The sequence below is a fragment of the Lonsdalea britannica genome, from assembly GCF_002111595.1.
Classification (GTDB): domain Bacteria; phylum Pseudomonadota; class Gammaproteobacteria; order Enterobacterales; family Enterobacteriaceae; genus Lonsdalea; species Lonsdalea britannica.
The window spans coordinates 248,185-271,591 of the sequence record NZ_LUTN01000003.1 but is presented as its reverse complement, the minus strand read 5'-3'; the positions used below and the strand labels follow the sequence as shown (position 1 = coordinate 271,591).

Annotated in this window: 16 protein-coding genes and 3 pseudogenes; 4 read left to right on the top strand and 15 right to left on the bottom strand. The window is 57.3% G+C overall.

The features are described 5' to 3' along the window. The first annotated feature begins 279 nt into the window (after positions 1-279). On the top strand, positions 280-942 hold the full coding sequence (locus AU509_RS04160) for a DUF3313 domain-containing protein (protein WP_094117717.1): 663 nt from the start codon (positions 280-282) through the stop codon (positions 940-942). Positions 943-1,236: 294 nt separating this feature from the next. Here the strand turns inward: AU509_RS04160 and AU509_RS18100 are convergent, their stop codons facing one another. Together AU509_RS18100 and AU509_RS04155 are read right to left on the bottom strand one after the other, a co-directional pair. Beyond that, positions 1,237-1,401 (bottom strand): hypothetical protein, encoded by a 165-nt coding sequence (locus AU509_RS18100; RefSeq protein WP_162896349.1) that lies wholly within the window; start codon positions 1,399-1,401, stop codon positions 1,237-1,239. Positions 1,402-1,649: 248 nt separating this feature from the next. Further along, entirely contained in the window at positions 1,650-2,378 is a 729-nt protein-coding gene (locus AU509_RS04155; RefSeq protein ID WP_085651897.1) for an IclR family transcriptional regulator, read from the bottom strand. 201 nt (positions 2,379-2,579) lie between these two features. Here AU509_RS04155 and AU509_RS04150 point away from each other — a divergent pair, with 201 nt between their 5' ends. Further along, positions 2,580-3,527: an aliphatic sulfonate ABC transporter substrate-binding protein gene (locus AU509_RS04150; RefSeq protein ID WP_085651898.1), complete on the top strand. Its 948-nt coding sequence runs from the start codon at positions 2,580-2,582 to the stop codon at positions 3,525-3,527. 325 nt (positions 3,528-3,852) lie between these two features. Here the strand turns inward: AU509_RS04150 and AU509_RS04145 are convergent, their stop codons facing one another. The 9 genes and pseudogenes from AU509_RS04145 to ssuD all read right to left on the bottom strand — a co-directional run bounded on the left by AU509_RS04145 (position 3,853) and on the right by ssuD (position 14,504). Next, a complete protein-coding gene (locus AU509_RS04145; protein ID WP_094117716.1) occupies positions 3,853-5,082 on the bottom strand; it encodes an acyl-CoA dehydrogenase family protein in 1,230 nt (409 codons plus the stop codon). Next, a complete protein-coding gene (locus tag AU509_RS04140; RefSeq protein WP_094117715.1) occupies positions 5,057-6,535 on the bottom strand; it encodes an MFS transporter in 1,479 nt (492 codons plus the stop codon). Before AU509_RS04140 ends, AU509_RS04145 begins: the two co-directional genes overlap by 26 nt. 193 nt (positions 6,536-6,728) lie before the next feature. After that, a pseudogene (locus AU509_RS04135) lies at positions 6,729-7,603 on the bottom strand (MetQ/NlpA family ABC transporter substrate-binding protein). Further along, positions 7,600-8,306 (bottom strand): annotated as a pseudogene (locus AU509_RS04130) (methionine ABC transporter permease). The pseudogenes AU509_RS04135 and AU509_RS04130 overlap by 4 nt, the downstream one beginning before the upstream one ends. Continuing rightward, positions 8,303-9,322 carry a methionine ABC transporter ATP-binding protein gene (locus AU509_RS04125; protein ID WP_094117714.1) on the bottom strand — a complete coding sequence of 340 codons (1,020 nt, stop codon included), beginning with the start codon at positions 9,320-9,322 and terminating at the stop codon, positions 8,303-8,305. The pseudogene AU509_RS04130 and the gene AU509_RS04125 overlap by 4 nt, the downstream one beginning before the upstream one ends. Further along, positions 9,319-10,725 (bottom strand): LLM class flavin-dependent oxidoreductase, encoded by a 1,407-nt coding sequence (locus tag AU509_RS04120; protein WP_085651904.1) that lies wholly within the window; start codon positions 10,723-10,725, stop codon positions 9,319-9,321. Before AU509_RS04120 ends, AU509_RS04125 begins: the two co-directional genes overlap by 4 nt. An 86-nt stretch (positions 10,726-10,811) precedes the next feature. Beyond that, on the bottom strand, positions 10,812-12,221 hold the full coding sequence (locus AU509_RS04115; RefSeq protein WP_085651905.1) for an FAD/NAD(P)-binding protein: 1,410 nt from the start codon (positions 12,219-12,221) through the stop codon (positions 10,812-10,814). Then, entirely contained in the window at positions 12,214-13,317 is a 1,104-nt protein-coding gene (gene sfnG, locus AU509_RS04110; RefSeq protein WP_094117713.1) for a dimethylsulfone monooxygenase SfnG, read from the bottom strand. The genes AU509_RS04115 and sfnG overlap by 8 nt, the downstream gene beginning before the upstream one ends. 15 nt (positions 13,318-13,332) lie before the next feature. Then, positions 13,333-14,504, bottom strand: a pseudogene (gene ssuD / locus AU509_RS04105) (FMNH2-dependent alkanesulfonate monooxygenase). Between the two features lie 279 nt (positions 14,505-14,783). On the opposite strand from ssuD, the gene AU509_RS04100 reads away from it, so the two are divergent. Next, positions 14,784-16,715: a sigma-54-dependent Fis family transcriptional regulator gene (locus tag AU509_RS04100; RefSeq protein WP_094117712.1), complete on the top strand. Its 1,932-nt coding sequence runs from the start codon at positions 14,784-14,786 to the stop codon at positions 16,713-16,715. Here AU509_RS04100 and AU509_RS04095 read toward each other — a convergent pair. Beyond that, positions 16,712-17,638: a LysR substrate-binding domain-containing protein gene (locus AU509_RS04095; protein WP_085651909.1), complete on the bottom strand. Its 927-nt coding sequence runs from the start codon at positions 17,636-17,638 to the stop codon at positions 16,712-16,714. The genes AU509_RS04100 and AU509_RS04095 overlap by 4 nt on opposite strands. 127 nt (positions 17,639-17,765) lie before the next feature. Between AU509_RS04095 and AU509_RS04090 the strand changes: the two genes are divergently transcribed. Beyond that, positions 17,766-18,923 carry a methionine aminotransferase gene (locus tag AU509_RS04090; RefSeq protein WP_085651910.1) on the top strand — a complete coding sequence of 386 codons (1,158 nt, stop codon included), beginning with the start codon at positions 17,766-17,768 and terminating at the stop codon, positions 18,921-18,923. Positions 18,924-18,987: 64 nt separating this feature from the next. On the opposite strand, the gene AU509_RS04085 is transcribed toward AU509_RS04090, so the two are convergent. The 3 genes from AU509_RS04085 to AU509_RS04075 form a co-directional block, all read right to left on the bottom strand. Beyond that, on the bottom strand, positions 18,988-19,767 hold the full coding sequence (locus AU509_RS04085) for an ABC transporter substrate-binding protein (RefSeq protein ID WP_085651911.1): 780 nt from the start codon (positions 19,765-19,767) through the stop codon (positions 18,988-18,990). Between the two features lie 839 nt (positions 19,768-20,606). Then, positions 20,607-21,197 (bottom strand): helix-turn-helix domain-containing protein, encoded by a 591-nt coding sequence (locus tag AU509_RS04080; RefSeq protein ID WP_139824013.1) that lies wholly within the window; start codon positions 21,195-21,197, stop codon positions 20,607-20,609. Positions 21,198-22,567: 1,370 nt separating this feature from the next. Continuing rightward, entirely contained in the window at positions 22,568-23,185 is a 618-nt protein-coding gene (locus AU509_RS04075; RefSeq protein ID WP_085651913.1) for a TetR/AcrR family transcriptional regulator, read from the bottom strand. Positions 23,186-23,407: the final 222 nt, after the last annotated feature.

The window sequence follows — 23,407 nt, the reverse complement described above, 5'->3', positions numbered from 1 at the left end:
CCCGCCCGCGTTGACGCCGCCCGATGTCGGACATCTTCGACGATCGTGATCGTTTGGTGAGGCTATCTAAAACATAACTGAACACATGTGTACATTTTATTGACAACTTGATCCGCTTAGTGCAAAACTGAACCGTACAGTATGGTTTTGAGCGCAGCATGCTGAATGTCCTTATCGACGACGGCCCGATTTCTCAAAGCTGCTGACTTAGCGAAAAAACGGCGTCACTCGCACGACGCTTTCCGACCGACATTGGTGATCTTTTAGAAGGTTTTACGAATGAGCACATTGACCAAGGTGTACCGCCCCGCAGTTTTGATCGTTGCCATGGCCTTAGCGGGTTGCGCTGGCACACAACCGGCCCGTTACGCGGGTATTGACTCGGCCTCTCAGCTGCAGCCCAACACCGGTGATGAATCCGATCGCATCCCATTCCGCTATGCCGCGCCGGTCGACTGGAAAAAATATTCGCATGTCATCATCGACCCCGTAACCGTTTATCAGGGTAGCGATAACCAGTTTGGCGATATGGATCAGGAAGATCGCCAGGCATTGGCGAAATACATGCAGGATCGTTTTAGCGAAAGCCTGAGAAGCCGTTTTACCGAAGCCACCGCTCCCACTCCGGGCGCCATCAGGGTCAAACTGACGCTGACCGGGGCTGAAACCACCACTCAGGTCGTCGGTACGGTAACGAAATTTGATCTCGCGGGCGGGCCTTACAACATCGTTCAGTCCATTCGCGGTAAAGAAGGCATGCTGAGCGGTTCCGTCAGCTATGCGGTGGAGATACACGATGCCGCCAGCAACCAGTTGCTGAACGCCTATGTCGCCAAACAGTATCCAAACGCCATGAACATCGGCGCCACCTTCGGTTCGCTGAGCGCGGCGGAAGTCGGCCTGGATAAAGGGGCGGATGAACTGGTCGATATGCTGAAGTAATCCGTACCGCCGGAGGAAGGTACGCCAGACGGATCTCCGTCCGGCGTCCGGATGCCGGACCTTGCAGTCCAGTGAAAAGTGTTTGCAGCATGCGAAACGGAGCAGGTTATCGGCACATCATCGGCCGCCTCTGCATTGCGTTCAACACCAGGGAACACCAACGACAGGAGCCCTACGATGAAAATACGACTCTTACTCACGTGCCTCGCAGCGACGCTTCTGCTGAACGGATGTATCGTTGTCGACGGTCACCACCGGGATCGTCATCCTCGTCCGGACTATGACGACAATCGTTCATACGGCGATCGCGATCATCATCGCGGACGAGATTACCGCTAACGAAGACAAACGCGGGCGGCGATAACCTCGCCGCCCGCGTTTCACCTCCCGTCGCGAATCATACAGATTGACGACAAATTCCTTCTTCTGACGCATTTGCTCTTCTTCAATCTTCGTCATCGACGTCATCCGCCTTGTCCCTTAGAAAGCTTTACGCGCACAGTGAGGCTGCGGAAGGGGTCGATAGCACGTCGTTCGCCATTATCGACCACACTAAGACCCATGGCACGCCTCTGACCTCACGCCAGAATCTGAGCGGATTGCACAAGTTATGGAGAACATGATTCAACCCGCAAGAAACTCCTGGCGGTTGTCTTAATACAAAATAGTGACCATGCCAGGAGTGCGAGAGAATGATATTGACGAGATCAGTCGTGATTTTTCGTATTGCCGAACTTTTCCTGCAACATGCGATGGACGAGCTCTTGCAGCGCCGAAGACGACCAACGGCAGGACGGACCGCTCATTCCCAAGGCTGCCACAACCCGGCCTTGCTGATAAAGCGGCATGGCAACGCAGCACAGGCCCGGCTCAACCTGTTCCAGATCGAGTGCAAAACCTTGTATGGCGATCGCCTTCAGCTCGACGCCCAACGACGTCGACACTTTCCCCGCTCGCCGCAGACTCCGCATCAGTCCGACATCGTTAGCCAGAAGGATTTTACCAATGGCGGAAGTCGTCAGCCCCTCACGGTTACCGCAGGGACAGGTTGCCCGCAACAGGCTGCCATCGCACTCCACGGAATCGATACAGAGATACTCGCTCGTGCCGCAAGGGACGGCAAGATAGCAGGTTTCGCCGCTGATTTCGGCGAAGCGCCGCAGCACCGGTCCAAACGTGGCGCGCAGCGCGGAGTCTTCATCGGTCAGCGGCTGAGCCAACTCGCGCAGGCGCAACCCTAGCGCGTAACGCGTGCCGTTACGCGTGACGTAGCCCATGGCCGCCAGCGTATTCAGCAGGCCGTGCAGCGTACTTTTGTTAAGCCCCAGTTGCGTCGTCAGGTCTACCAGACGGGATTCCCCCCCGGCTGCGGCAATCGCTTCCAACAACGCCATCGCCCGCTCAACAGACTGGATCCTTCGGTTATCGTCGATCATCCTTTCCCTCTCAAACCGCGACTGCGGCAATCCGTCTCTTCAAGGTAGAGTCAGGAAAGATAACATCGTATGGGGTTTACGTCTCACGCCCGTCGGCCGGTTAAAACTAATAGGAATATTAAAAAATATTTCATTATTTTAAAGTTATAAATTCTCTCTGATAAGGTTTTTCCTTAATTTGCCTTAAGAGACGACGCCATCATGAAAATCTCCCTACGTCATACCGCTCTCGCGCTGCTGTTGGCGGGGGTGTCCGCCTCTGCGGCCGCCGCCTCCCAGCCTGAAGCGATCAACATTGGGTATCAGAAAGCCAATATTTTTGCGCTGCTGAAATACCGGGGGACCTTGGATGAGAAATTTAAACAACAGGGTATTCAGGTGCGCTGGATCGAGTTCCCCGCCGGGCCGCAGATGCTGGAAGGATTGAACGTCGGCAGTATCGATCTTGCGGCAACCGGCGATGCCCCGCCCGCTTTTGCGCAAGCGGCGCAGGCCGACCTGATATATCTGGCGCACTCCCCCGCCAACCCGAAAACGGAAGCTATCGTCGTACCGGGTGACTCCCCCATCAAATCGGTGGCGGATCTCAAAGGAAAACGCGTAGCGTTGAACAAAGGCTCGGACGTCAATTACCTGCTGGTGAAAGCGCTGGAAGACGCCGGTCTGAGCTATCGCGATATCACGCCCGTTTATCTGACGCCCAGCGATGCGCGCGCGGCGTTTCAGCGCGGCGCGGTGGATGCCTGGGTGATCTGGGATCCGTTCCTGGCCGAGGTAGAAAGCAACGCAGGCGCCAGGCAGATTCGCAATGCCGAAGGTCTGGTTCCGCACTACACGTTCTACCTCGCCAGCCGTAAATTCGCCGAAACCTGGCCGCAGACGGCGGAACAGGTTGTCAATGAACTGGCGTCGCTGAGCCAGTGGGCCAACAACAACCCGACGGACGCCGCCGCGATCCTGTCGCAGTCAACCGGGCTGGATCGCGCCATTTGGAGTCAAGCGCTGGCAAGAATGCCATACGGCGCTGAGCGGATGACGCCGGAAGTCTTCCGCCAACAACAGGCGCTGGCGGATAAATTTACGCAGATCGGCCTACTGCCGACCCAGGTCAACGTCGCCAGCGCGACCTGGTCATTAGATAAAAAGTGATAGGGTTTTAACCGCGCGGTCGTCCAATCCTCCGGAGCGACTCACAGTAAAAGGCCACGTTTCATGACGTGGCCTTGCGTCGTGATCGCTCAAGCCCCCGTCGTCTCTCCGCCTGCCATGCCCACCTTAATCGTGTTCGGGCTGCGCGGTTCCAATAAAAACCGCGTCCCTGCTCCCACGCCTGAACACGGGTGATATCTAGCAATCACGACGGCCACTTTCTTCGAACCGCCATCCCACGGGAACCCATCTCGGTTCTCAATCAGCGTCAGGCGGACAGAAAAAAGGCGGGCGCTCGGGCCCGCCTTATGGCTGTTCCTCGCAATTAAGCGGTTTTCTGCTTCGGCTCCCCGTTGCCGACCTGCCAGATAAAGGTCGGCGCGTGACCGTTAACCAGCCAGTCACCGATATTGCGGGCCTTGTAAATCACCGGATTGTGGGACGCCAGCGTGCGCGCGTTGCGCCAGTGGCGATCCAACGCCTTGCTGACTCGCGTGTCGGAAGCGCCGAGCGCGTTGAACAGCTCGGTCGCCGCTCGCGGCACCAGCTCGCTGGCGATCACCTGCGCCTGCGCCGCCTCCACTTCCGCGAGGCTGTTGACGCGTAGCTTGAGGGCATCATCGTCCGAAACGTGGACTTCGTACGCCTGCTGCAACGAGTGCGTCGCCGCGATCACCGCCGCCTCCGTGGCATAGGCCCAACTGGAAACCTGACCGACGACCTGCAATACCTGCACATCCTCTTTCGGCAGCGAAGCATTGCTGTGGCTATAAATGCGTTTGCGCTGCCGAACGCCCTCAGCGGCGTCACGCGCAATCGCCCGACCGATACCGGCCAGCGTCGCTAACAGCATGTGCTGATAAAACGCCGTCTGATACAGGAAGCGGTCCGCAAAATCGTACACGTGCCCGGCGTCGACCTGCGCCTGCGTAAAGCGGGTCGTGCCGCTGCCGGTCAGCCGCTGACCAAAGCCATCCCAGTCGTCCTCCCGCAGCACGCCGTCCTGATGCGTACTGACGATGGCAATCACATCCCGCCCGTTATCGCTGCGGCGGGCATACACATCGATCCAGTCGGCGAACAGCGCGCCGGTGCTGTAAAACTTCTCGCCGTTCAGCGTCCAGCCATACGACGCAGGCTCAACGTGTGTAATGACATCGCCCAGTTTGATGTTGCCGATCTCCGTCCAGCCGCTGCCCACCAGCTCACCATCCAGAAAGCGCTGGAACCAGCGGTCGCGCTCCGGCGTGTCCGGTGCATTGAGGCGATCTTCCACGAAGGCGAAATGGGCTCGCAGCGCCTGCGGCAGGTTAGAATCGGCCTCCGCCAGCTCCGTCAGCAGGCGAAACAGCTGAGGCAGCGACGCGCTCTGTCCGCCCTTCTCTTTGGGAATCCGCACCGCGCCGAATCCCGCCTCCTTTAACCAGCGGATAGGCTCATGGGGTAGCTCCCGCCGCCGCTCGCGGTCGGTGGCGCCATCGGCAATGCGGGCGAAAATAGGGCGGAATCGCGCCGCCAAGGTGTCGTAGTCAGTCCCGGTCGACAGTAAGGTCATGATGTGCTCCTTGATCGTGATGATCGTCAATGTCCTGACGGGTCGGTTCGTGACGAACCGCGAGCAGGAAGAAGATGGGGATAATGGCGCTCAGCGAGACAATCCAAAACATGTTGGTGCCGTAGGCCGCCTGGAGCAGCGGCAGGATAAACAGCGCCAGCGCGCTGCCGATGCCGGACAGCGAGCGGCTAAAGCCAACGCCGGTGGCGCGGATAGAGGTCGGGTAAGACAGCGCCGGATAGATCATCAGCTGCGCGCCCGGACCGAAACCTTCCGCAAACAGCCACAGTCCCAGCATCAGGATGGCGATGACCACGCCGATCGTCGCCTGAGGTTGACCAATCAGCGCCAGCGCGATAAGCGCGATGAACTGCAGGGCAAAGCCCGCTATGGCCACATGGCGCGAAGGGTATTTCCAGGCCAGCCGCATCCCCAGCAGGCCGCCGGTGAAGGCAAACAGCGCATTCAGCCCCAGCGAGGCCGAGATAGTTTCAAACACACCCGCCCCCAAAAATTGCGCCAAAATGGACGGCAGGAAGAAGGCGATGGCGGTGTATTCGAAGGAAATACAGACGTTCATCACCCCGGCGACGATGGTGCGTTCACGATACGGTTTCTGAAACAGCACCCGGAAGCTGACCTTCGGCTGATGGGCCGCCTTGCGCGACGTCTTATCCACAGCTTCGTGGGCGGCAATGCCATAGGAGTCGCGCAGAATTCGCGCCGCGCCCTTGAGATCGCCCTGATTCGCCGCCCACAGGGGAGACTCATTCATAAACTTGCGGCGTACCGCGATAATCAGCAGGGCCGGGACCGCGCCAAACAGCAGCGAGGCGCGCCACAGCCAGTCGAGATGCTGTTCGGGCAGCAGGAAGTAGAGGCCGAAGATGATCAGGAAGCAGGCCGACGACGCCGCGTACCACATTGGGCACCACGCCGCCAACCGGGCCGCCTTATTGCCCTTGCCGGCGAACCTCGAGAATTCGGCCAGATAGGACATCGCCACCGGCAGGTCGATCCCGACGCCGATCCCCATCAGGAAACGCGCGCCAATTAGCACCCATACGTTCGGCGCCAACCCGGCGGCAATCGCTGAAACGACGAAAAACAGCATGTCCGCCATGAAGACGGAGTAGCGGCCATATTTATCCGTCAGCCAGCCGCCGATCAGATTGCCGATGATAGTGCCGATCATGATGGATGACGTGACCAGCCCGGTCAGCACCGGCGTGAGTTGAAACTCTTTAACGACATCATCAATCCCGTAAGACAGCGTAGTCAGATCGTAGGCGTCGAGAAATACCCCGCCCAACGCCAGAAAGATGATCATTCTGGCGTAGCTGTTTTTCTCGCTGCGGGTGTTGATCAACCTCGCCACGTCGCTCACCGAGCTGATGGGAATGGACCCTGATGCAGACCCTCTGATGTCGGTGTCAATCGGTAACGTACTCATACTTTTGGCATCCTCGCTATTCTTTTATGTGCAGGTGAAACTACGGTTATAAGACGAAGATTTTGCGTTCACAAACAACATTTATGTCTTTGAAATTCATTAAATAACAATAAGATAGACACAAAAAACCACGACAACCGAACCGCTTTACAGCGGCCCGTTCTAGACGATGAAATGAAAACAATGAAGACGGCTATTCAGCCGACACCGGCACTAAAACGCCCCTGACTAACGGGTCATCCGTCTCTTTCAGCCACTGTTGAAGACGCGGGTCGGAAAACGCCTGTTGCAATTTGACGATGGATTCTTCGGCAAGGTACGGCGTGCCGATCACCAACTGTGAGGCGAAGGTGGCCGGGGCCGGAGGGAACAGAATCCCCTTTTCACGCGGGATCTTCCCGGCATCAAACTGGGAGACATAGCCGATGGCGGCATCGACCGAATTCAGCGCGCGCGGCATGGTCAGCAGGTCCAGCTCTTTGAATACAAAGCGTTTGGGATTGTCCTGAATATCCTTCAGCTTCGCCGTGCGCGGCTCGACCACCGGATTCAGGCGGATCAGCCCGATGTGTTGCAGCAGCCACAGCGCCTGCCTTGATTCGCGCCATCATTCGGCACGACGATCGTCGCCTGCTCCGGCAACGCCTCGACCGACGGGTAGCGATCTGAGTAAATGCCAAACGCCCACTGAAACACCGGCACCGTCGGCGTCAGCTTAAAGCCGTTGGCGTCCACCACCTGCTTTAACCACCACTGATGCTGGTACACCGTGGCCGCATAGACGCCATCCGCCACCGACCGGTCCGCCTGTACCGGGTCCTGTAATCCGACGGCCCTTAGCGTCAGGCCGTAGTCGGGGGCGATATGTTCGCCGACGTATTGAATCACCCGCTCCTCCCCCGCCATCGCCGGTTCAAAATGGATGTCCAGCGTCGTACCAAACGTCACCGTGTGTGGGCGTTGCGTCTGCCAGTACCACGCGCCAGACGCGGCGGCGACGAGGACGATGACCGCGACCCACCACGGCCAGCGCCGCTTTTGACGAAGTTCGAACTGCGGTGTACTCATGCTGACTGCGCTCCCTGTGAATGACGCAATGCCGCGACCAGTCGGTCGCCGGCGAATTGAATCAGTTGTATCGTGGCGATCAGCACCACAATGGTGGCGATCATGATGTGGTGATCGAAACGCTGGTAGCCGTAGACCACGGCGAGATAACCGATACCGCCCGCGCCGATGGTTCCCGCGATGGCGGAGTATTCGATCATGGAGATCAGATTGAGCGTGACGGCGGAGACGATAGCGGGCAGCGCTTCGCTCAGCTGCGCCGACACGATGATCTGGCCGACGGAGCCGCCGGACACCAGACCGACCGACGTCACGTCGTCCGGCAGTTCCCGCAGCGCGTTTTCCAATAGTCGGGCGAAGAATGGGATGCCCGCGATCACCATCGGAACGACCGCCGCCGGGATCCCAATGGTGGTGCCGGTCAGCCAGTAGGTCACCGGGATAATCGCCGCCATCAGCACCAGAAACGGCAGGGAGCGCCCCATATTCACCAGCCAGTTCAACGTCCGGTTTAGCGCAGGATGAGGAAACAGTCCCCGGCGCGACGTGTTGAACAGCACAACGCCGACCACGCCGCCAAGCTCACCACGAACACCATGACGATGGCGACCATGAGCCAGGTTTCGCCGTAAGCGGGCAGCAATAACGTGTGGATCTCGCGCCAGGGCGTGTCCTGACCCATGACTGACGTGGATGTCGTCATATCGCCTCCCTTAGCGCCGGGGTTGTCGCCAGGATTTCCGCGACGACGCCTTGCGCGTCGAGCAGCCCGATGAGCTGAGTCGTGGAGAGGCGGTCGCCGTGAAAATGCACCGCAATCTCCAGCCGTCCCGCCAGTTGCTGATTGACCCACTCGACGTGGCCGCCCAGCACATCGATCTGCAAGGCGAACTGCCTGGAGAGCCGACTGATCCAGTCCGGCGCCACCGTCCTGTTCGCGCTGTAGCTGACTCGCAGCAACAGGTCGCCGCGTCCCGGCCGCGCTATCACCGGGAACAGACGCTCACCCAGCGACGAGTCCGGCTGCGCCAGCAGATCCCGCACCCGGCCCTGCTGGACGATGACCCCGTCGCGGATCTCCGCCACCGCATCGGCAGCCGTGCGCACCACATCCATTTCATGAGTGATTAATACGATGGCGAGACCAAATTCATCCCGCAGCTGTTTGAGCAGTTGCAGCACGGCGTCCGTCGCCTCGGGATCGAGACCGGACGTGGCCTCATCCGCCAGCAACACCGTCGGATTGAGCGCCAGAGCCCGGGCGATGCCGATACGCTGACGCTGTCCGCCGGAGAGCTGCGCCGGGTAGCTGTGGGCCTTGTGGCTCAGCCCCACGCTGTCCAGCAACGTGCCGACGCGCTGGTGGATGTCTCGCTTCACCACGCCCAGAAACTCCAGTGGCAGCGCGATGTTCTCCCAGGCGGTTTTACGCTGTAGCAGGGCTGACGACTGAAAAACCGTACCAATCGCCCGGCGTTCCCGGCGCAGCGCCTCGCCGGTCAGCAGTGAGAGATCGTGGCCGTTGACCCGCAGCGTGCCGCGATCCGGTTTTTCGAGCAGACTGATGCAGCGCGCCAGCGTGGATTTTCCTGCGCCGCTCGGCCCGACGACCGCCGTAATGGTGCTCGCCGGCACCTGCAACGAGACGTCTTTCAGAACCTCCGTTCGACGCCCGTGCTTCCCGAGGTAGCTTTTGTACAGGTGTTCGATTTCGATCATGACACCCGCTCCCGTACACGCGTTGCGGATGCAGCGAGATCCCGATAGCCCGCCGCCGGGTGCGGCGCGGCCAGCCGCGGTCCCGCGTGGAACAATTTTTCCCGCAGCGTGCCCGGCGCATAGTCGCGTTTGAAGACGCCGCGCTTTTGCAACTCGGGGATCAGCCGCTCGACCACATCGGTGAAGGTTTCATGGGTCAAGGCATAGGCGAGATTGAAGCCGTCCACGTCCGTCTCTTCCACCCAGCTTTGCAGCTCGTCGGCGACGGTTTCCGCGCTGCCGACCAGCAGCGGCCCAAAGCCACCAATGCCGACCCAGTCCGCCAGCCCCTGCACCGTCCACTGCCGGTTCGGATCGGCGGTCGAAAAGGTTTCCACTGCCGACTGGATGGCGTTGGTGTGCAGGTGTTTCAGCACCTGATCCGGCGAGTATTGGCCGAAGTCGATGCCCGTCCAGCCGGAGATCAGCGCCAGCGCCCCTTCATAGCTCACCCAGGAGGCGTATTCCCGCCATTTCGCCTGCGCCTCGCGGTCGGTTTCACCCACAATTACCGTCTGGAGATTAAAAATCAGTATGCTGCGCGGATCGCGCCCGGCCTCCGCCGCCCGCCGCCGGATATCCGCCACCGTTTTCTTCAGCAAGACCTTGGACGGCGACGCCACGAAGACGCACTCGGCATGTTCGGCGGCGAACTGTTTGCCGCGGCTTGACGCGCCCGCCTGATAAAGCACCGGCGTCCGCTGCGGCGACGGCTCGCACAGGTGGATCCCGGGGACGTTGAAGAACTCGCCGTGGTGATGAATAGGATGAATTTTGGTCGGATCGCTGAATATCCGCCGCTCGCGATCCCGCAGCACCGCGCCCTCTTCCCAGCTGCCTTCCAGCAGCTTGTACACCACCTCCAGATATTCGTCGGCATAGTCATAGCGCGCGTCATGATCGGTGAGCGCCTTCTGCCCGATATTGCGGGCGCCGCTCTCCAGATACGAGGTGACGATATTCCAGCCGACGCGGCCTTTGGTCAGGTGATCCAACGTCGACAGCCTGCGCGCGAAGGGATACGGATGTTCGAACGACAGCGACGCCGTCAGCCCAAATCCCAAATGCTCCGTGACCAGCGCCATCGGCGTCACCAACGCCAGCGGATCGTTCACCGGCACCTGCGTCGCCTGACGAATCGCGGCATCGCTGCTGCCGTGCAGCACGTCATAGACACCCAGCACGTCGGCAATAAATAGACCGTCGAATTTGCCGCGTTCCAGCAGCCGCGCCAAATCGACCCAATACTCCAAATCCTTGTACTGCCAGGAGCGGTCGCGCGGATGCGCCCACAGGCCCGGCGACTGATGGCCGACACAGTTCATATCAAACGCATTAAGGCGAATTTCACGTTGCGATGGCATAGCGCTCTCCATAGAGCTTCCACAGCCGAACGACGTTCGGCCGGAATCTCGATTGATGATTCGTTGAGTCAGTGAGTCGTGAAGGTTCAGGAAGAGACGGGACATCGCGCCGAGGCGGCAGCGGGGATCACCGAGGTCATCAGGTATCGCGCCACGCTTTCCGCATGCTGCGACACCTGCGGCAACCCCATCAGTTCGCCGAAACGGCCGCGTGCGGCTGGCCCCACCACCAGCAGGCGCGCATTGGCCTGACCGTGAGCATCCAGCGTTTCCGAGCGTTCATTGACCAAAATGCCCAGTCCCAGCGGATCGGGTTGCAGCACGCCGCGCTGCGACAGCGAATGCAATAACGGCTGACTTTCGGTAAGCGACGCATGCGCCGGACCGGTGGTCACAATCAGCTTATCGACCGTCACCGATTCGGTTTCGCCCAGACGCGGCTGGAGTTGCAGCGTCAGCGTGGTTTCGTCAGCCCCGACGCCGCGCAGTCGCGCCGCCAGCACGCGCAGCTCACCGGCTTCCCGCCGCGCCGCGATCACCTGAGCCACCTGCGGCGCGGTACGATAACGATGGACATCCCACCAACTGCGCAGATGACGCAGGAAACGCTGCTGTTCTTTCAGCGCCAGCGTCTGCCACAAGGTCTGCCCGTTAGCGCGGATCTCGTCCATGACCGCCTGCCAGGGAATCCCCTGTTCAGCGGCGTCGGCCACTTCTCGCCGCGCTTGCGCCAGCGCGCCGCGCGCCGTCGTCGGCCAGTCGGACGACAGCGACCAGGGCGGCGGCGGCGCGTCAACGCTCAAATTACTGCGGGACAACAGACCGTGCCGCGAAAAGGCGACGACAGGCCCACGGTGGCCGCGCGTATGCAGTGAAGCCACCACATCGGCCATCGTGAGCGCCGTCCCCACGATGCCGACGCGATGAGTCGGCGCCACCGTGTCCAACACGCCCGACAGCCACGGGTTGGCGACCAACGCCGGGTGCGTCTGCCAGGGGCGCAGTTTCTCGGGGAGCGCCGGCGGCGGATGACTGATGGCCAATACCACCGCATCGGCGCGTAACGACAGACCGCTCGCCGTCGTCACGATATGATCCTGCAGGTCGATTGCCCGATCCCATACGTGACGAAGCCGGACAGGACCGGACTTGGCAACGTCAGCGAACAGGCCTTCGATGTAGCGGCCAAAGAGTCCCCGCTGCGGGTAGGCATTGCCGTCAGGCCATAGCGCAGCGCTGTCCTCGCGGAACTCGGACTGGCGCTTCAACCAGCGTTCGAAGTGGGTTTTGTCTTCGCTAAACAGAGACATCCGCGCTGCGGGGACATTGATGCGATGCGCAGGCTCTCGGGTGGAATAGGCGACGCCAAGTCCCAGCCGCTCCCGAGGTTCCACCACGGTGACGCGCAGTGCGCTGTCCACGGTCCGCGCCAGATGGATCGCCAACGCCGCGCCGCTCACGCCGCCGCCAATAATGACAATATGAGGTTCAGTCATCGTTCTGCTCCTTTGCCGTTTGTTGCTCCATTTTCCTCACCCGCGGTATGATTTCCCGCCCGAAATACTCCACCTCTTCCTGAAAGTGCAGAAAGCCCAACAGCATCAGGTCCACACCCGCATGTTTGTAGTCGATAATGCGCTCCGCAATCTGCTGAGGCGTGCCTATCAGGTTGGTTTTGAATCCGTCGTTGTACTGCACCAGATCGTCCAGTGTGGACTGCGCCCAGTTGCCCTCTTTTTCCGGCGACGCATTGCCCGCATTTTGTACTTCGTGATGAAAACCTTTCACCGCTGCCGGATCGGCCTGATCCAAAATCGCCTGTAGCTGCTGCCGCGCCTCTTCCTCAGTGTCCCGCGCAATCACGAAGCCGTTGACGCCGATGTTCACCCGGCGTTGATGCGACTGCGCCTTGTGCTGGATGTCCTCCACCTGCCGCCGAATGCCCTCTACGGTGTTGCCATTGGTGAAGTACCAGTCCGACACCTGCGCCGCCATATCCCGCGCCGCCCGTGAACTGCCCCCCTGAAAAATTTCCGGCAGCGGGTCGAGCGGTTTGGGTTTGAAAACGTAATCACGGAAGCGGTAAAAGTCGCCCGCGAAGGTAAAGCTCGGCTCGCGCCAAATGCCCCGCAGGCAGCGGATAAACTCTTCCGAGCGCAGGTAGCGCTCTTCGTGATCCAACCATGGCTCGCCTATGGCTTTGAACTCGCCGCGAAACCAGCCGCTCACGATATTGACGGCGATACGCGGCCCGTAAATCTGGCTGATGGTGGCGATTTGCTTCGCCGCCAGCGCAGGATTCCACGGACCGGGCAACAGCGCGGCGATCACCGTCAGACGCTCCGTGGCGGCCAGCAGGTCCTGCGAAAAAGTGACTGATTCGTGCTGGTTGTCGGCGCCGTAACCCGCGGTGAAGCGAATCTGCGTCAGGGCGTAATCAAAACCGGCGTGCTCGGCGATCTGCGCCAGCTTGCGGTTGTAGTGATGATCCCACTGCGTGCGCTGGGGTATTTTGCTGACGACCAGTCCGCCGGAGACATTCGGCACCCAGTAGGCGAACTGGATGGGGCGGCGAGTTTCCTGATGAGGCATAGCGATCTCCCGTGATTAGCTGGCGCTGACCTGTTTGACCGGTCGGCGGTCGCCGCCGATGGTTTCACCAAAGGGGCCGGTATTGACGGCGCGCGACGCTGGCGGGACGACGGCGCCAACGGCAGCAGCGGCATCACCAGCTCGGCGAAGCGATGGGCCTCCTCCAGATGGGGATAGCCGGACAAAATGAAGTTTTCGATGCCCAGCGCCTGATATTCACGCAGGCGATCCGCGACCTGCTGCGGACTGCCCACCAGCGCCGTACCCGCGCCGCCGCGCACCAGACCGACGCCCGCCCACAGATTCGGGCCGATCCGCAAAGATTCCCGCGAGCCGCGATGCAACGCGCTCATCCGCGCCTGTCCGGTCGAATCCATACGGGCGAAGATTTTCTGCGCCTGCGCGATGGTGTCGTCATCCAGATGGGCGATTAGACGATCGGCCGCCGCCCAGGCCTCTTCCTCGGTTTCACGAACGATGACATGCAGGCGGATGCCGTAGTTCAGCGTCCGTCCGTTGGCGTCGGCGCGCTCGCGCACCACCCGCAATTTCTCCTCAACCTGCGCCAGCGGTTCACCCCAGGTGAGATAGGTATCAATCTGTTCCGCCGCCACGTCGATGGCCTCCGGCGAAGAGCCGCCGAAATAGAGCGGCGGGCCATTTTCCTGCACCGGCGGAAACAGCACTTCCGCCCCTTCGACCTGAATATGCTTACCGGCGAAATCCACTTTCTCGCCCTTCAACAGCCGGGTATACACGTGCAGGAACTCTTCGGTAACCTCATAGCGTTCGGCGTGACTCAAAAAGATGCCGTCGCCTTTGTTTTCCACCGGATCGCCGCCCGTCACCACGTTGATCAGCAACCGACCCTCCGACAACCGGTCGAGCGTGGCCGCCATGCGGGCCGCCAGCGTCGGCGGTTGCAGGCCCGGACGGACGGCCACCAGATAGCGCAGCTTACGGGTGATAGGCGCCAGCGCCGAGGCCACCAGCCAAGAATCTTCACAGCTCTTGCCGGTAGGAATGAGGACGCCGTAGTAACCGAGGTTATCCGCCGCCAGCGCCACTTGCTGCAAATACGCCAGATCCACCGGGCGGCCGCCGTGAGACGTCCCCAGATAACGCCCATCGCCATGCGTGGGCAGGAACCAGAAAACCTTGATATTGCCGTTGTCAGACTCAGCCATTATTCGATTCCTATATAACTATATTCATTATTTATACAAACAATGATCCAATTTAGTTATAAAAATCAAAGCAGGATCCGTGCCATGAAGTACGTGATTTTTTATCTAATAAAATCATGGCATTACACCTCTCCAGCCGACGGTAAAAATGGTGCATTTGCAGCAAATAGGTATCACCAACTGCTGCGTTTGCAGCAATGGGCCTCAATGGTCCTCTCGTATCACTGCTGGCGCTGGGATAAGCTCAGGCCATCCAGTTCTCAGCCGTGAACGCCATCGATGAAAAACCCCCAGCCTTTCGCCGCCGATACGCCAGTGCTAATCGATCCCGCCTCTCTCGCCTTCCAAAGTATGCTGGACAAGCTGGCGCCGACGGACGCCACGGTGCTGATCGTGGGGGAAACCGGAACGGGGAAAGAGGTGGTGGCGCGCTATCTGCATCATCACAGCACCCGCTGGCAGCAGCCGTTTCTGGCGGTGAACTGCGGCGCGCTGACGGAAAGCCTGGCCGAAGCGGAACTGTTCGGCCATGAGAAAGGCGCGTTTACCGGCGCCACGCAAACCCATCAGGGCTGGTTTGAAGCCGCGGAGGGCGGCACGCTGCTATTGGATGAGATCGGCGAGCTGAGTTTACCGTTACAGGTCAAGCTGCTGCGGGTCTTGCAGGAGCGGGAGATCACCCGCGTGGGATCGCGCAAACCGGTGAAGATGAATGTACGCGTGATCGCCGCCACCCATGTCGATTTGGCGCTGGCCATTCGCGAACGGCGTTTTCGGGAAGATCTCTACTATCGTCTTAACGTCGCCGTGGTCGACCTGCCGCCGCTGCGCCATCGCACCGGCGATATTCCGGTGCTGGCGCAGCATTTCCTGTCGCTATATGCCCGCCGTCTGGGCCGTCCCACCCGACGACTGTCGCAGGACGCGTTGGATACGTTGATGGCCTATAGCTGGCCCGGCAACGTGCGCGAGCTGGAAAATACCCTGCATAATGCCGTGCTGCTGAGCAAAGACGGCGATATCACCCCGGCGCAGTTGCGCCTTAATCTGACGCTGTCAGATCTGAATGTCCCAACGTGCGACGATGCGATTGACCGTTTTATCCGCCAGCAACTGGAAAGCGAGGCGGAGCGGCTGTATGACCGACTCCAGCATGCCCTCATCCGCAACGCATTCGAACTGAGCCACGGCAATCAGACGCAGGCCGCCGCGCTGCTGGGCGTTAGCCGGAACACCCTGCGCACGCTGCTGGCCAATCAGGGGCTAATCAAAGGCCGACGTAAAACCGCGCCGGTGGCCTCTTCTTCCTTCTCCGGGGCATCGTCTGCCGGACATCCGGAGCGCGAACTGCGCATCGGCTATCAGAAATTCGGTATTCTTGGCGTACTGAAAGCGCGCCAGAGTCTGGAAAACAAATTTTCACGCCAGGGCATCAGCGTCTTGTGGAGCGAATTCCCCGCGGGGCCGCAGCTGTTGCACGCGCTGCACAACGATGAAATCGACTTTGGCACCACGGGAGAAGTCCCGCCGATTTTCGCTCAGGCCGCGGGTACGCCGTTGGTGTATGTCGCCTATGAACCGCCCGCGCCGGAGAGCGTGGCGATGCTGGTCGCTCGGGACAGCGATATTCATACGCTGGCGGATTTGCGCGGCAAACGGATCTCCGTCAACAAAGGTTCGAACGTTCACTATTTGCTGGTGCAGATGCTGGACGAACAGGGGCTGACGCTGAACGACGTCCGCGTCGTGTATTCCCCCCCCAAATACCCGCTGACGCCGAGTGATTACCACGCCGTGGATGCGTGGATGATGTGGGATCCGCTGTTAAGCGATGCCGAACGCGACGGCGCGTTGCGGGTCATCGCCGACGGGCGCAGACGTGTGCTTAACCATCAGTTTTATCTGGCGCGTCGCGACTTCGTCGTTCGTCATGAGGATGTGCTGGAGCCGCTGCTGGAATTGCTGACGCAGACAGGCCACAACATCGACAGTCAGCGCAGCGAGGCGGCGCGGAGTCTCTCCGTCGAGCTGGGCATGGCCACCGCGTCGCTGGAACGCGCGTTGCAGCGACGCAGTCACCGAACGCGTCCGATGGATATCGCGGTGATCCGCGAGCAGCAGATTATCGCCGACCGTTTTTATGCGCTGGGACTGCTGTCCCGCCCGATTACCGTGCGGGATGCGATCTGGCAACGGGGAAATATCCGCTAGCGGGCGTGGCTCTCCGCCCGCATCAACGACGAGACATGCGCCCGGCTGAGCGCCGCCTCTTCCGTCAGTCGCGCCGTCAGCGCGCTGAGTGACGGCGTCGTCTCTGAAGACGCCGGATACGCCAGATAATAGGAGGAGCCGCTTGGCACGCAGAGCGGGAAAGGCGTGACGACCCGTTGCATTTTCACGTCGTCTTCCAGCAGGCAGAGATCGCCGATGGCGATGCCAAATCCCTGCTGCGCGGCGCTCATCGCCAGATCGAGCGTATCAAAATGTTGCGCCTTGCTGGACGGCAACGCATCACGCCCCGCCGCTCGCAACCACAGCAGCCAGTCACGCCGGTCCCGCGTAGGGTGCAACAGCGTGTGCTGCGACAAATCTTCCAGCGTCATCGCCCGACCGATCGGAAGCTGCGAGGGCGCGCAGACAGGCGTCAGCACTTCGTCAAACAGCGGATGCAACGTCAGCCCACGCGCCGAGGGACGGCCAAACACCACCGCCGCATCGAAATGTTCGTGATCGAAATCCAACCCATGCGAAATCGACGACGTCAGCTCGATATGAATGTCCGGCATATCGTTTTGCAGGCGAATGACCCGAGGCAACACCCAGCGCATGGCGCAGGTCGGGCATTTGATGCGCAACGTCCCCGGCCGGGCGGCGGCCCGCACCAGCGCCTCATCAATGGTCGCCAGCGCCTGACGCACCGGCGTCAGCAAGCGCTCTCCCTGAGGCGTCAGAATCAATCCGCGCGCATGACGTTTGAACAACGGGTAACCCAGTTGACGCTCCAGCCCCAGAATCTGGCGACTGACTGCGCCCTGCGTCAGGCAGAGGGCCTGTGCCGCATGGGTGAAATTGAGATGCTGAGATACCACCGCGAAGGTGTGCAGTACATCCAGCGAAGGGCGGTTCTGGACCATGATACTCCTCGTCGCAGCCGGTTAAGCCATGTCCTGAGTGCATGGCTAGTATGACAAAGTTTCCCTTGTTGCCCAGGGTTTTCTATTACTTAATGACCCTATTCCCGATGACAAACAGGAGCTATCCATGCAGAGCGCATGCGCCACCCGTTCCAAGCTGCCGGATGTCGGCACTACCATCTTTACCGTGATTGGCCAACTGAGCGCCGAGCATCAGGCGCTGAACCTGTCGCAGGGCGCGCCTAACTTCGCCTGTGCGCCTCAGCTGATCGACGCCGTCTCCCAAGCCATGCGCGACGGACATAATCAGTATGCGTCCATGACTGGTCTGAGCGCATTGCGCCACGCGCTGGCGGAGAAAACTGAACGGCTATATGGCGCCCGTTACGATGCCGATGAGGAGATCACGATCATGGCCAGCGCCAGCGAGGGGCTTTACTCGGCCATTAGCGCGTTGGTGCATCCGGGCGATGAAGTGATCTATTTCGAACCCGCGTTCGACAGCTATGCGCCGATTGTCCGTTTGCAGGGCGCAACCGCAATCCCGATCAAACTGTCGCTGAGCGATCTGCGCATCGACTGGGATGAAGTGGCCGCGGCCATTAACCCCAAAACCCGGATGATTATCGTCAACAGCCCACATAACCCCACCGGGATGGTTTTCGACGAACACGACATCGAACGACTCACCGCTCTGACGCGCGACACCGATATCGCCATCCTGTCTGACGAAGTGTATGAACACATGGTCTTTGATGACGGTATCCATCACGGCATGGCGCGTCATCCGGCGCTGGCGGAACGCAGCGTCATCGTGTCGTCGTTCGGGAAAACCTATCACGTTACCGGCTGGCGCGTCGGCTATTGTCTGGCGCCGAAAGCGTTGATGGATGAAATTAGAAAAGTGCACCAGTTTATGGTGTTTTCGGCGGATACGCCGATGCAGTATGCATTCGCCGCCATGATGGCGGACCCGCAGAGCTATTTGGGACTGGCCGAGTTCTATCAGCACAAGCGAGATCTGCTGGTGGATGCGCTGCAACCCTCTCCATTCGAGCTGCTGCCGAGCGGCGGTAGTTTCTTCGTGCTGGCGCGTTTCAGGGAGTTCAGCGATCTGAGCGATGACGATTTCGTTCTCAAGCTGATTCGGGACTATAAGGTCGCCACCATCCCGCTGTCGGCGTTCTATAGCGAAGGCGTTGACACCGGATTGATCCGTTTAAGTTTCTCGAAAGATGATGACACGTTGCGGGAAGGCGCGCGGCGGTTGTGTCAGGTGCGGTAGTGTGGGAAACGTTGCCTGAAGCGCATCAAATCCGGGCGTGAACGCCCGGATCCTCGTCGTCCAGTTACTTCGCGGTGACGTCTAATCCGCCGAAATATTTTTTAGACAGTTCGTTAATCGTGCCTTTGGCTTTCACTTCAGCAATCGCCGTATTCAAACGCTGGCGAAGCCCGTCGTCGCCCTTACGCAAGCCGAAGGCGATACCGCGTCCCAGAATGCTCTCGTCTTCCACCGCGCCGCCCACGAAGGCGAAGCCTTTACCCATCGGCTGCGACAAGAAACCGCTCTGCCCGGCCGCAGCCATCACCAACGTGGCGTCCAGACGACCAGACTCCAGATCCTGGTAAACCTGATCCTGGTCTTGATAAGAGACCACATTGACGCCTTTGGGCGCCCAGTGAGCATTGGCATAGCTTTCCTGCACCGAGGACTGTAATACCCCGACCTGTTTTCCGCGCAGCGACGCTACCGTCGGCAGCAGTCCGCTGTCCGCCCGGGCGATCAGCAAGCTGGGAATGTGATAAATCACATCGGTGAAATCAATCGCCTGACGTCGTTTTTCAGTCACATTCATGGCCGAGTTAATGATGTCGAATTTACGCGCCTGCAGGGCCGGTATCAGGCCGTCGAAGGAGGCTTCGGTCCAGGTGCAGCGAACTTTAGCGGCTTCACAGACCGCATTGCCCAGATCCACGTCAAAACCGGCCAGGTCGCCTTCCGGCGTTTTATATTCAAACGGCGGATACAGGGCTTCCAACCCGAAACGCACCGTGGTCTGTTCCGCCCAGGCGGATCCCAGCGTGAACAGGCATCCAGCCAGAAGTATGGAGGTCATTTTCTTCACTGCTACAGTCTCCGTTTTTATCTTTTATCAGGGAAATAGCGCTGATGATTTAACAGCCCGAGAATTACGCGTAGCGTCGGCGAGAAGCCTTGAATGCGCGCGCCGTCGCCCTATTCAGCATACCGCGAATAACGGAATAGTCGACGATGTTCGGCAATGAAGATGGCGGAGACCATCAAAGGCGGAAAAATCCCTTTTGAGGATGGGGAGTTCCCCTCTGCCGGGGCTACCAGGGTGACGCTCGTTAAGTGATTAACCGCGTAGAGTCCTAGTCACTATGCCAGGGTGATTGAACGATTTAGCGCCTTTTACTGACGTCGGCGAGACATCTCCCCCCCAGTCGTGTTAGCCGCCGCAGGTGTAGTTCAAAAAGAGGAAATAGCTGTGAAATGGCGAGAGAATTACCTTGTCTGACCGGGGGAAGAAGAGGCGTTGACATTCTTCTGTCAAGAGAGGAAATCGAAGACGACCAGGATAGAGCATAGCCCCCTCTATGCTCGGTAATTTTCACCTTAATCACGGGTTATTACATCACTCCGCCAATCGTTTACGCAAAGAAACAATTAGTAACAATAAGCCAGGAGAGTGTATGCCGCATTCCCTTTAACGAATTATTTTTAACATATTCATCGCATTCGAAAACAAGTTAGGTTCATCGCGTTGATGCCAAAAGATTATCTCAGTGAATAGAATTTTTTCCTTCAGGGTATAGAAAATAATTTCACCCATTGTTAATGGGGAAAACCATTTAATATAATGAAAAGTTTTTTAAATTAAAAAATAAAACAGCTATTTTGAAATAATGTTCTGAGTGTGTATACGATATGAAGATGATTTGTTTATATGCGATTTACAGCTTCGATAATATTTTTTGCGTTAAGTTTTCTAAGGATATTTTTCTTATGACTGCTGATAGTTTTCTCACTCAGACACAGCATCGAGGAAACTTCTTTATTTGACTTCCCTGTGGCGAGTTGCTCAAGAACAAACATTTCCCTGGATGATAGTCTCCTTGGTTTCGGCTCGGTGTTAATATAGAGTGGAGATTGGGTGGCTTTCTTTATCGAAGAGACTATCTCAGCAATGGGACTTTTCAGCCCGATAACTGAGTCGCATTTCTGATAATTTAAGTTATAGCACGATGCGTTGTTTTTAAAGAGAATAATTCTATTTTCCTTATTGATGAATTTTATCACGTCGACAAGAGATGCTGTTATCGGGCATTCATTTGAAGTTCCGATAAAAAAAACCTTACTGACCTCTTTATTGGGATATCGCATCAAATCACTCACATCAGTCGCGACATGGCTCATGTCGACTGTAGTCATAATCTTACTACGAATTATTTTTTGAAGCGAATAAGTTATTATTTCATCTTCGAGAAAAAACACATAATCCATTGTTTCTTTATTACCTCCAACTTTAGTCACAACTAGCCATAAATCGCCATTAGCATAAAAGAGGCGATGCCATAAAATTATATCTCTCGTGTAGGATTTTTAAGAAGTATAACACCGAATAAAAAGAATGAACATCAGTCACATTATTTCAGAATTTTTTCAGAAATGACCCCTTACCAAGAATTTTCTTAACAATAAGAAAGTTTACCCCTCCTTTTTTAAGACCAATTTCAAGCGCCACACCCCCCACCTCCTCATCCCGAAGAGCGCCGCCAACACTGGATTATCGCACCATTCACTCACGCAGCCAGATACAAGCTCCCCCTTAAAATGCATGCGCTCCACTCAGTACATATGGTAATCACGTCTTATCACCGACAGGCGATATCGATTTCAGAATCAGAACCCATTCTGATCGCGGATTATCGTTTTCCTACTCCTGTTAATTACTTGTAAACGACCACCTAATTCCCGTGGATTTAAAATCAGGCATGTGTTTTTTATTTAGAATGTCTTATCTTTCATCTTGAATTACATCTAAATATAATAACATTACGGTAGTTAATTTATGACATTTCAGATACGCATCCTCTTTTTCACAGTGAAGATAATATAGATAGAAACGGGAGGTGATGGATGAATCATTTACACTATCTCTCTATTTTTACGCTGATTATTAATTTTTCACCAGGCTGGCAATAGCTTTCTTATCCAGCACGACTCAACACCCATCATTCCCCTCAGATCATTAGATTTTCCTCTTTTTTCCTTTCGTGGTGAGAAAACCGTATCGCGCCGACCGAATTAATGCATTTTTATTTTTTATATCTCAGGAGACATTGATAAAAATATTTTATACGTTGATATTTATTATGGGGGGTTCAATTTATGTCATGTTGGCTTTCCTGAATCAGTTAGTTATTTTGGTTTCATCGTTCTGCGCAACTTTGACAGGCCAAAATATTACCGGCAGGTACACGTCCCCCTCTCCGCATTAAGTTAAGAGGAGATAAAAAAATAAACAAAAATAATGCCATCAATGACACGATCGTTAAAGTTCTTGGGGTCGACCTGTGTTAGCGCAATGATATCCATATCGGTAATCAGGCAGCTGATATTACCATAGCCTTGATACTATTTCATAATATACTGTCGACAAAGTGAGATTTAATTAGCTAAAGCATATTGATTAACATTAACACCAATACCGATCGAAGAAATATAATAACGGCGTAACTACGTATATCTTTATAGCGAAGGCGCATTAATGATGGCGCATCGCGTCGAGATATCCTATTCGTGAATAATATGGATGGGAGAGAGGCGATAAAAAGCGCCAGGACTCAGCATGGCTGATCATGAATCCCGGCAGAAGGGAGATTAACGTGAAAAATAGGCCGTTAGCGTGGACCGGCGCCCGCCAGAAACATATCGACCGCCCGTCGGGTCAGCTCACGGATTTCATCGGTGCTAAACGGTTCAGGCTCACACTGGAAGATGCGAATCTCTGTTTCAGCCGTAACTAGCGCCAGAAATTGCAACGCGCGAATGCGAGGGTCGTCCTGTCGCAGATCGCCTTGTTCCATCGCTGTCGTCATCAGATTGGACAGCACATCCAGGCACTCGCTGGGACCGGATTCGTAAAACAGCATACCGATGTTCGACCGCCCGGCTTCCGCAACCACCATACGATAGACGGCCAGTGCGCTACTGTCATTGGTGAGCACTGACAACATGCATTCGCCGAAACGCATCAGCGTTTGATTAAAGGAGACGCCGGTTTCGATGCGATCGGCCAGCTCAGCGACAGCGTCTGACAAGTGCATCGTCGCATGGGCTCGCACCACGGCGACGAACAACGCTTCTTTGGACGGGAAATAACTATAGAGGGTAGCTTTGGAGCCTCCGAGACGCTTCGCCAGTTCATTCATCGATGCGCGCTCGTACCCCATCTCCTGGAAGAGTTGGGCCGCAGCGCTGACGATAGATTCACGACGGGCCTGAGTCCGTACTTTCATTGTCTCACCTGCAATAACGAGATTGGCATATCACCATTTTCTTGACAGCAAAAAAAAATCGGTGCAAAACTGAACCGTACGGTTTATTTTCGCTAATTGTCATTACTGTACCGCCGAGGTCTGACCTTGTAAAGGCTGGCCGACTTCAGTCAGCAAGCCGGTTTTGGCGGCTTTCGGTATCACTTGAATCTGACAGAGTCCCTCTCATGTATAACCAGCTCA

Coding starts and splice junctions, on each gene's coding strand:
- AU509_RS04075 (WP_085651913.1), bottom strand. CDS start 23,185: ATGAAAGTACGGACTCAGGCCCGTCGTGAATCTATCGTCAGCGCTGCG.
- AU509_RS04125 (WP_094117714.1), bottom strand. CDS start 9,322: ATGATCGAAATCGAACACCTGTACAAAAGCTACCTCGGGAAGCACGGG.
- AU509_RS04145 (WP_094117716.1), bottom strand. CDS start 5,082: ATGACCTTACTGTCGACCGGGACTGACTACGACACCTTGGCGGCGCGA.
- AU509_RS04140 (WP_094117715.1), bottom strand. CDS start 6,535: ATGAGTACGTTACCGATTGACACCGACATCAGAGGGTCTGCATCAGGG.
- AU509_RS04120 (WP_085651904.1), bottom strand. CDS start 10,725: ATGCCATCGCAACGTGAAATTCGCCTTAATGCGTTTGATATGAACTGT.
- AU509_RS04160 (WP_094117717.1), top strand. CDS start 280: ATGAGCACATTGACCAAGGTGTACCGCCCCGCAGTTTTGATCGTTGCC.
- AU509_RS04095 (WP_085651909.1), bottom strand. CDS start 17,638: ATGGTCCAGAACCGCCCTTCGCTGGATGTACTGCACACCTTCGCGGTG.
- AU509_RS18100 (WP_162896349.1), bottom strand. CDS start 1,401: ATGACGAAGATTGAAGAAGAGCAAATGCGTCAGAAGAAGGAATTTGTC.
- AU509_RS04150 (WP_085651898.1), top strand. CDS start 2,580: ATGAAAATCTCCCTACGTCATACCGCTCTCGCGCTGCTGTTGGCGGGG.
- sfnG (WP_094117713.1), bottom strand. CDS start 13,317: ATGCCTCATCAGGAAACTCGCCGCCCCATCCAGTTCGCCTACTGGGTG.
- AU509_RS04155 (WP_085651897.1), bottom strand. CDS start 2,378: ATGATCGACGATAACCGAAGGATCCAGTCTGTTGAGCGGGCGATGGCG.
- AU509_RS04115 (WP_085651905.1), bottom strand. CDS start 12,221: ATGACTGAACCTCATATTGTCATTATTGGCGGCGGCGTGAGCGGCGCG.
- AU509_RS04100 (WP_094117712.1), top strand. CDS start 14,784: ATGAAAAACCCCCAGCCTTTCGCCGCCGATACGCCAGTGCTAATCGAT.
- AU509_RS04090 (WP_085651910.1), top strand. CDS start 17,766: ATGCAGAGCGCATGCGCCACCCGTTCCAAGCTGCCGGATGTCGGCACT.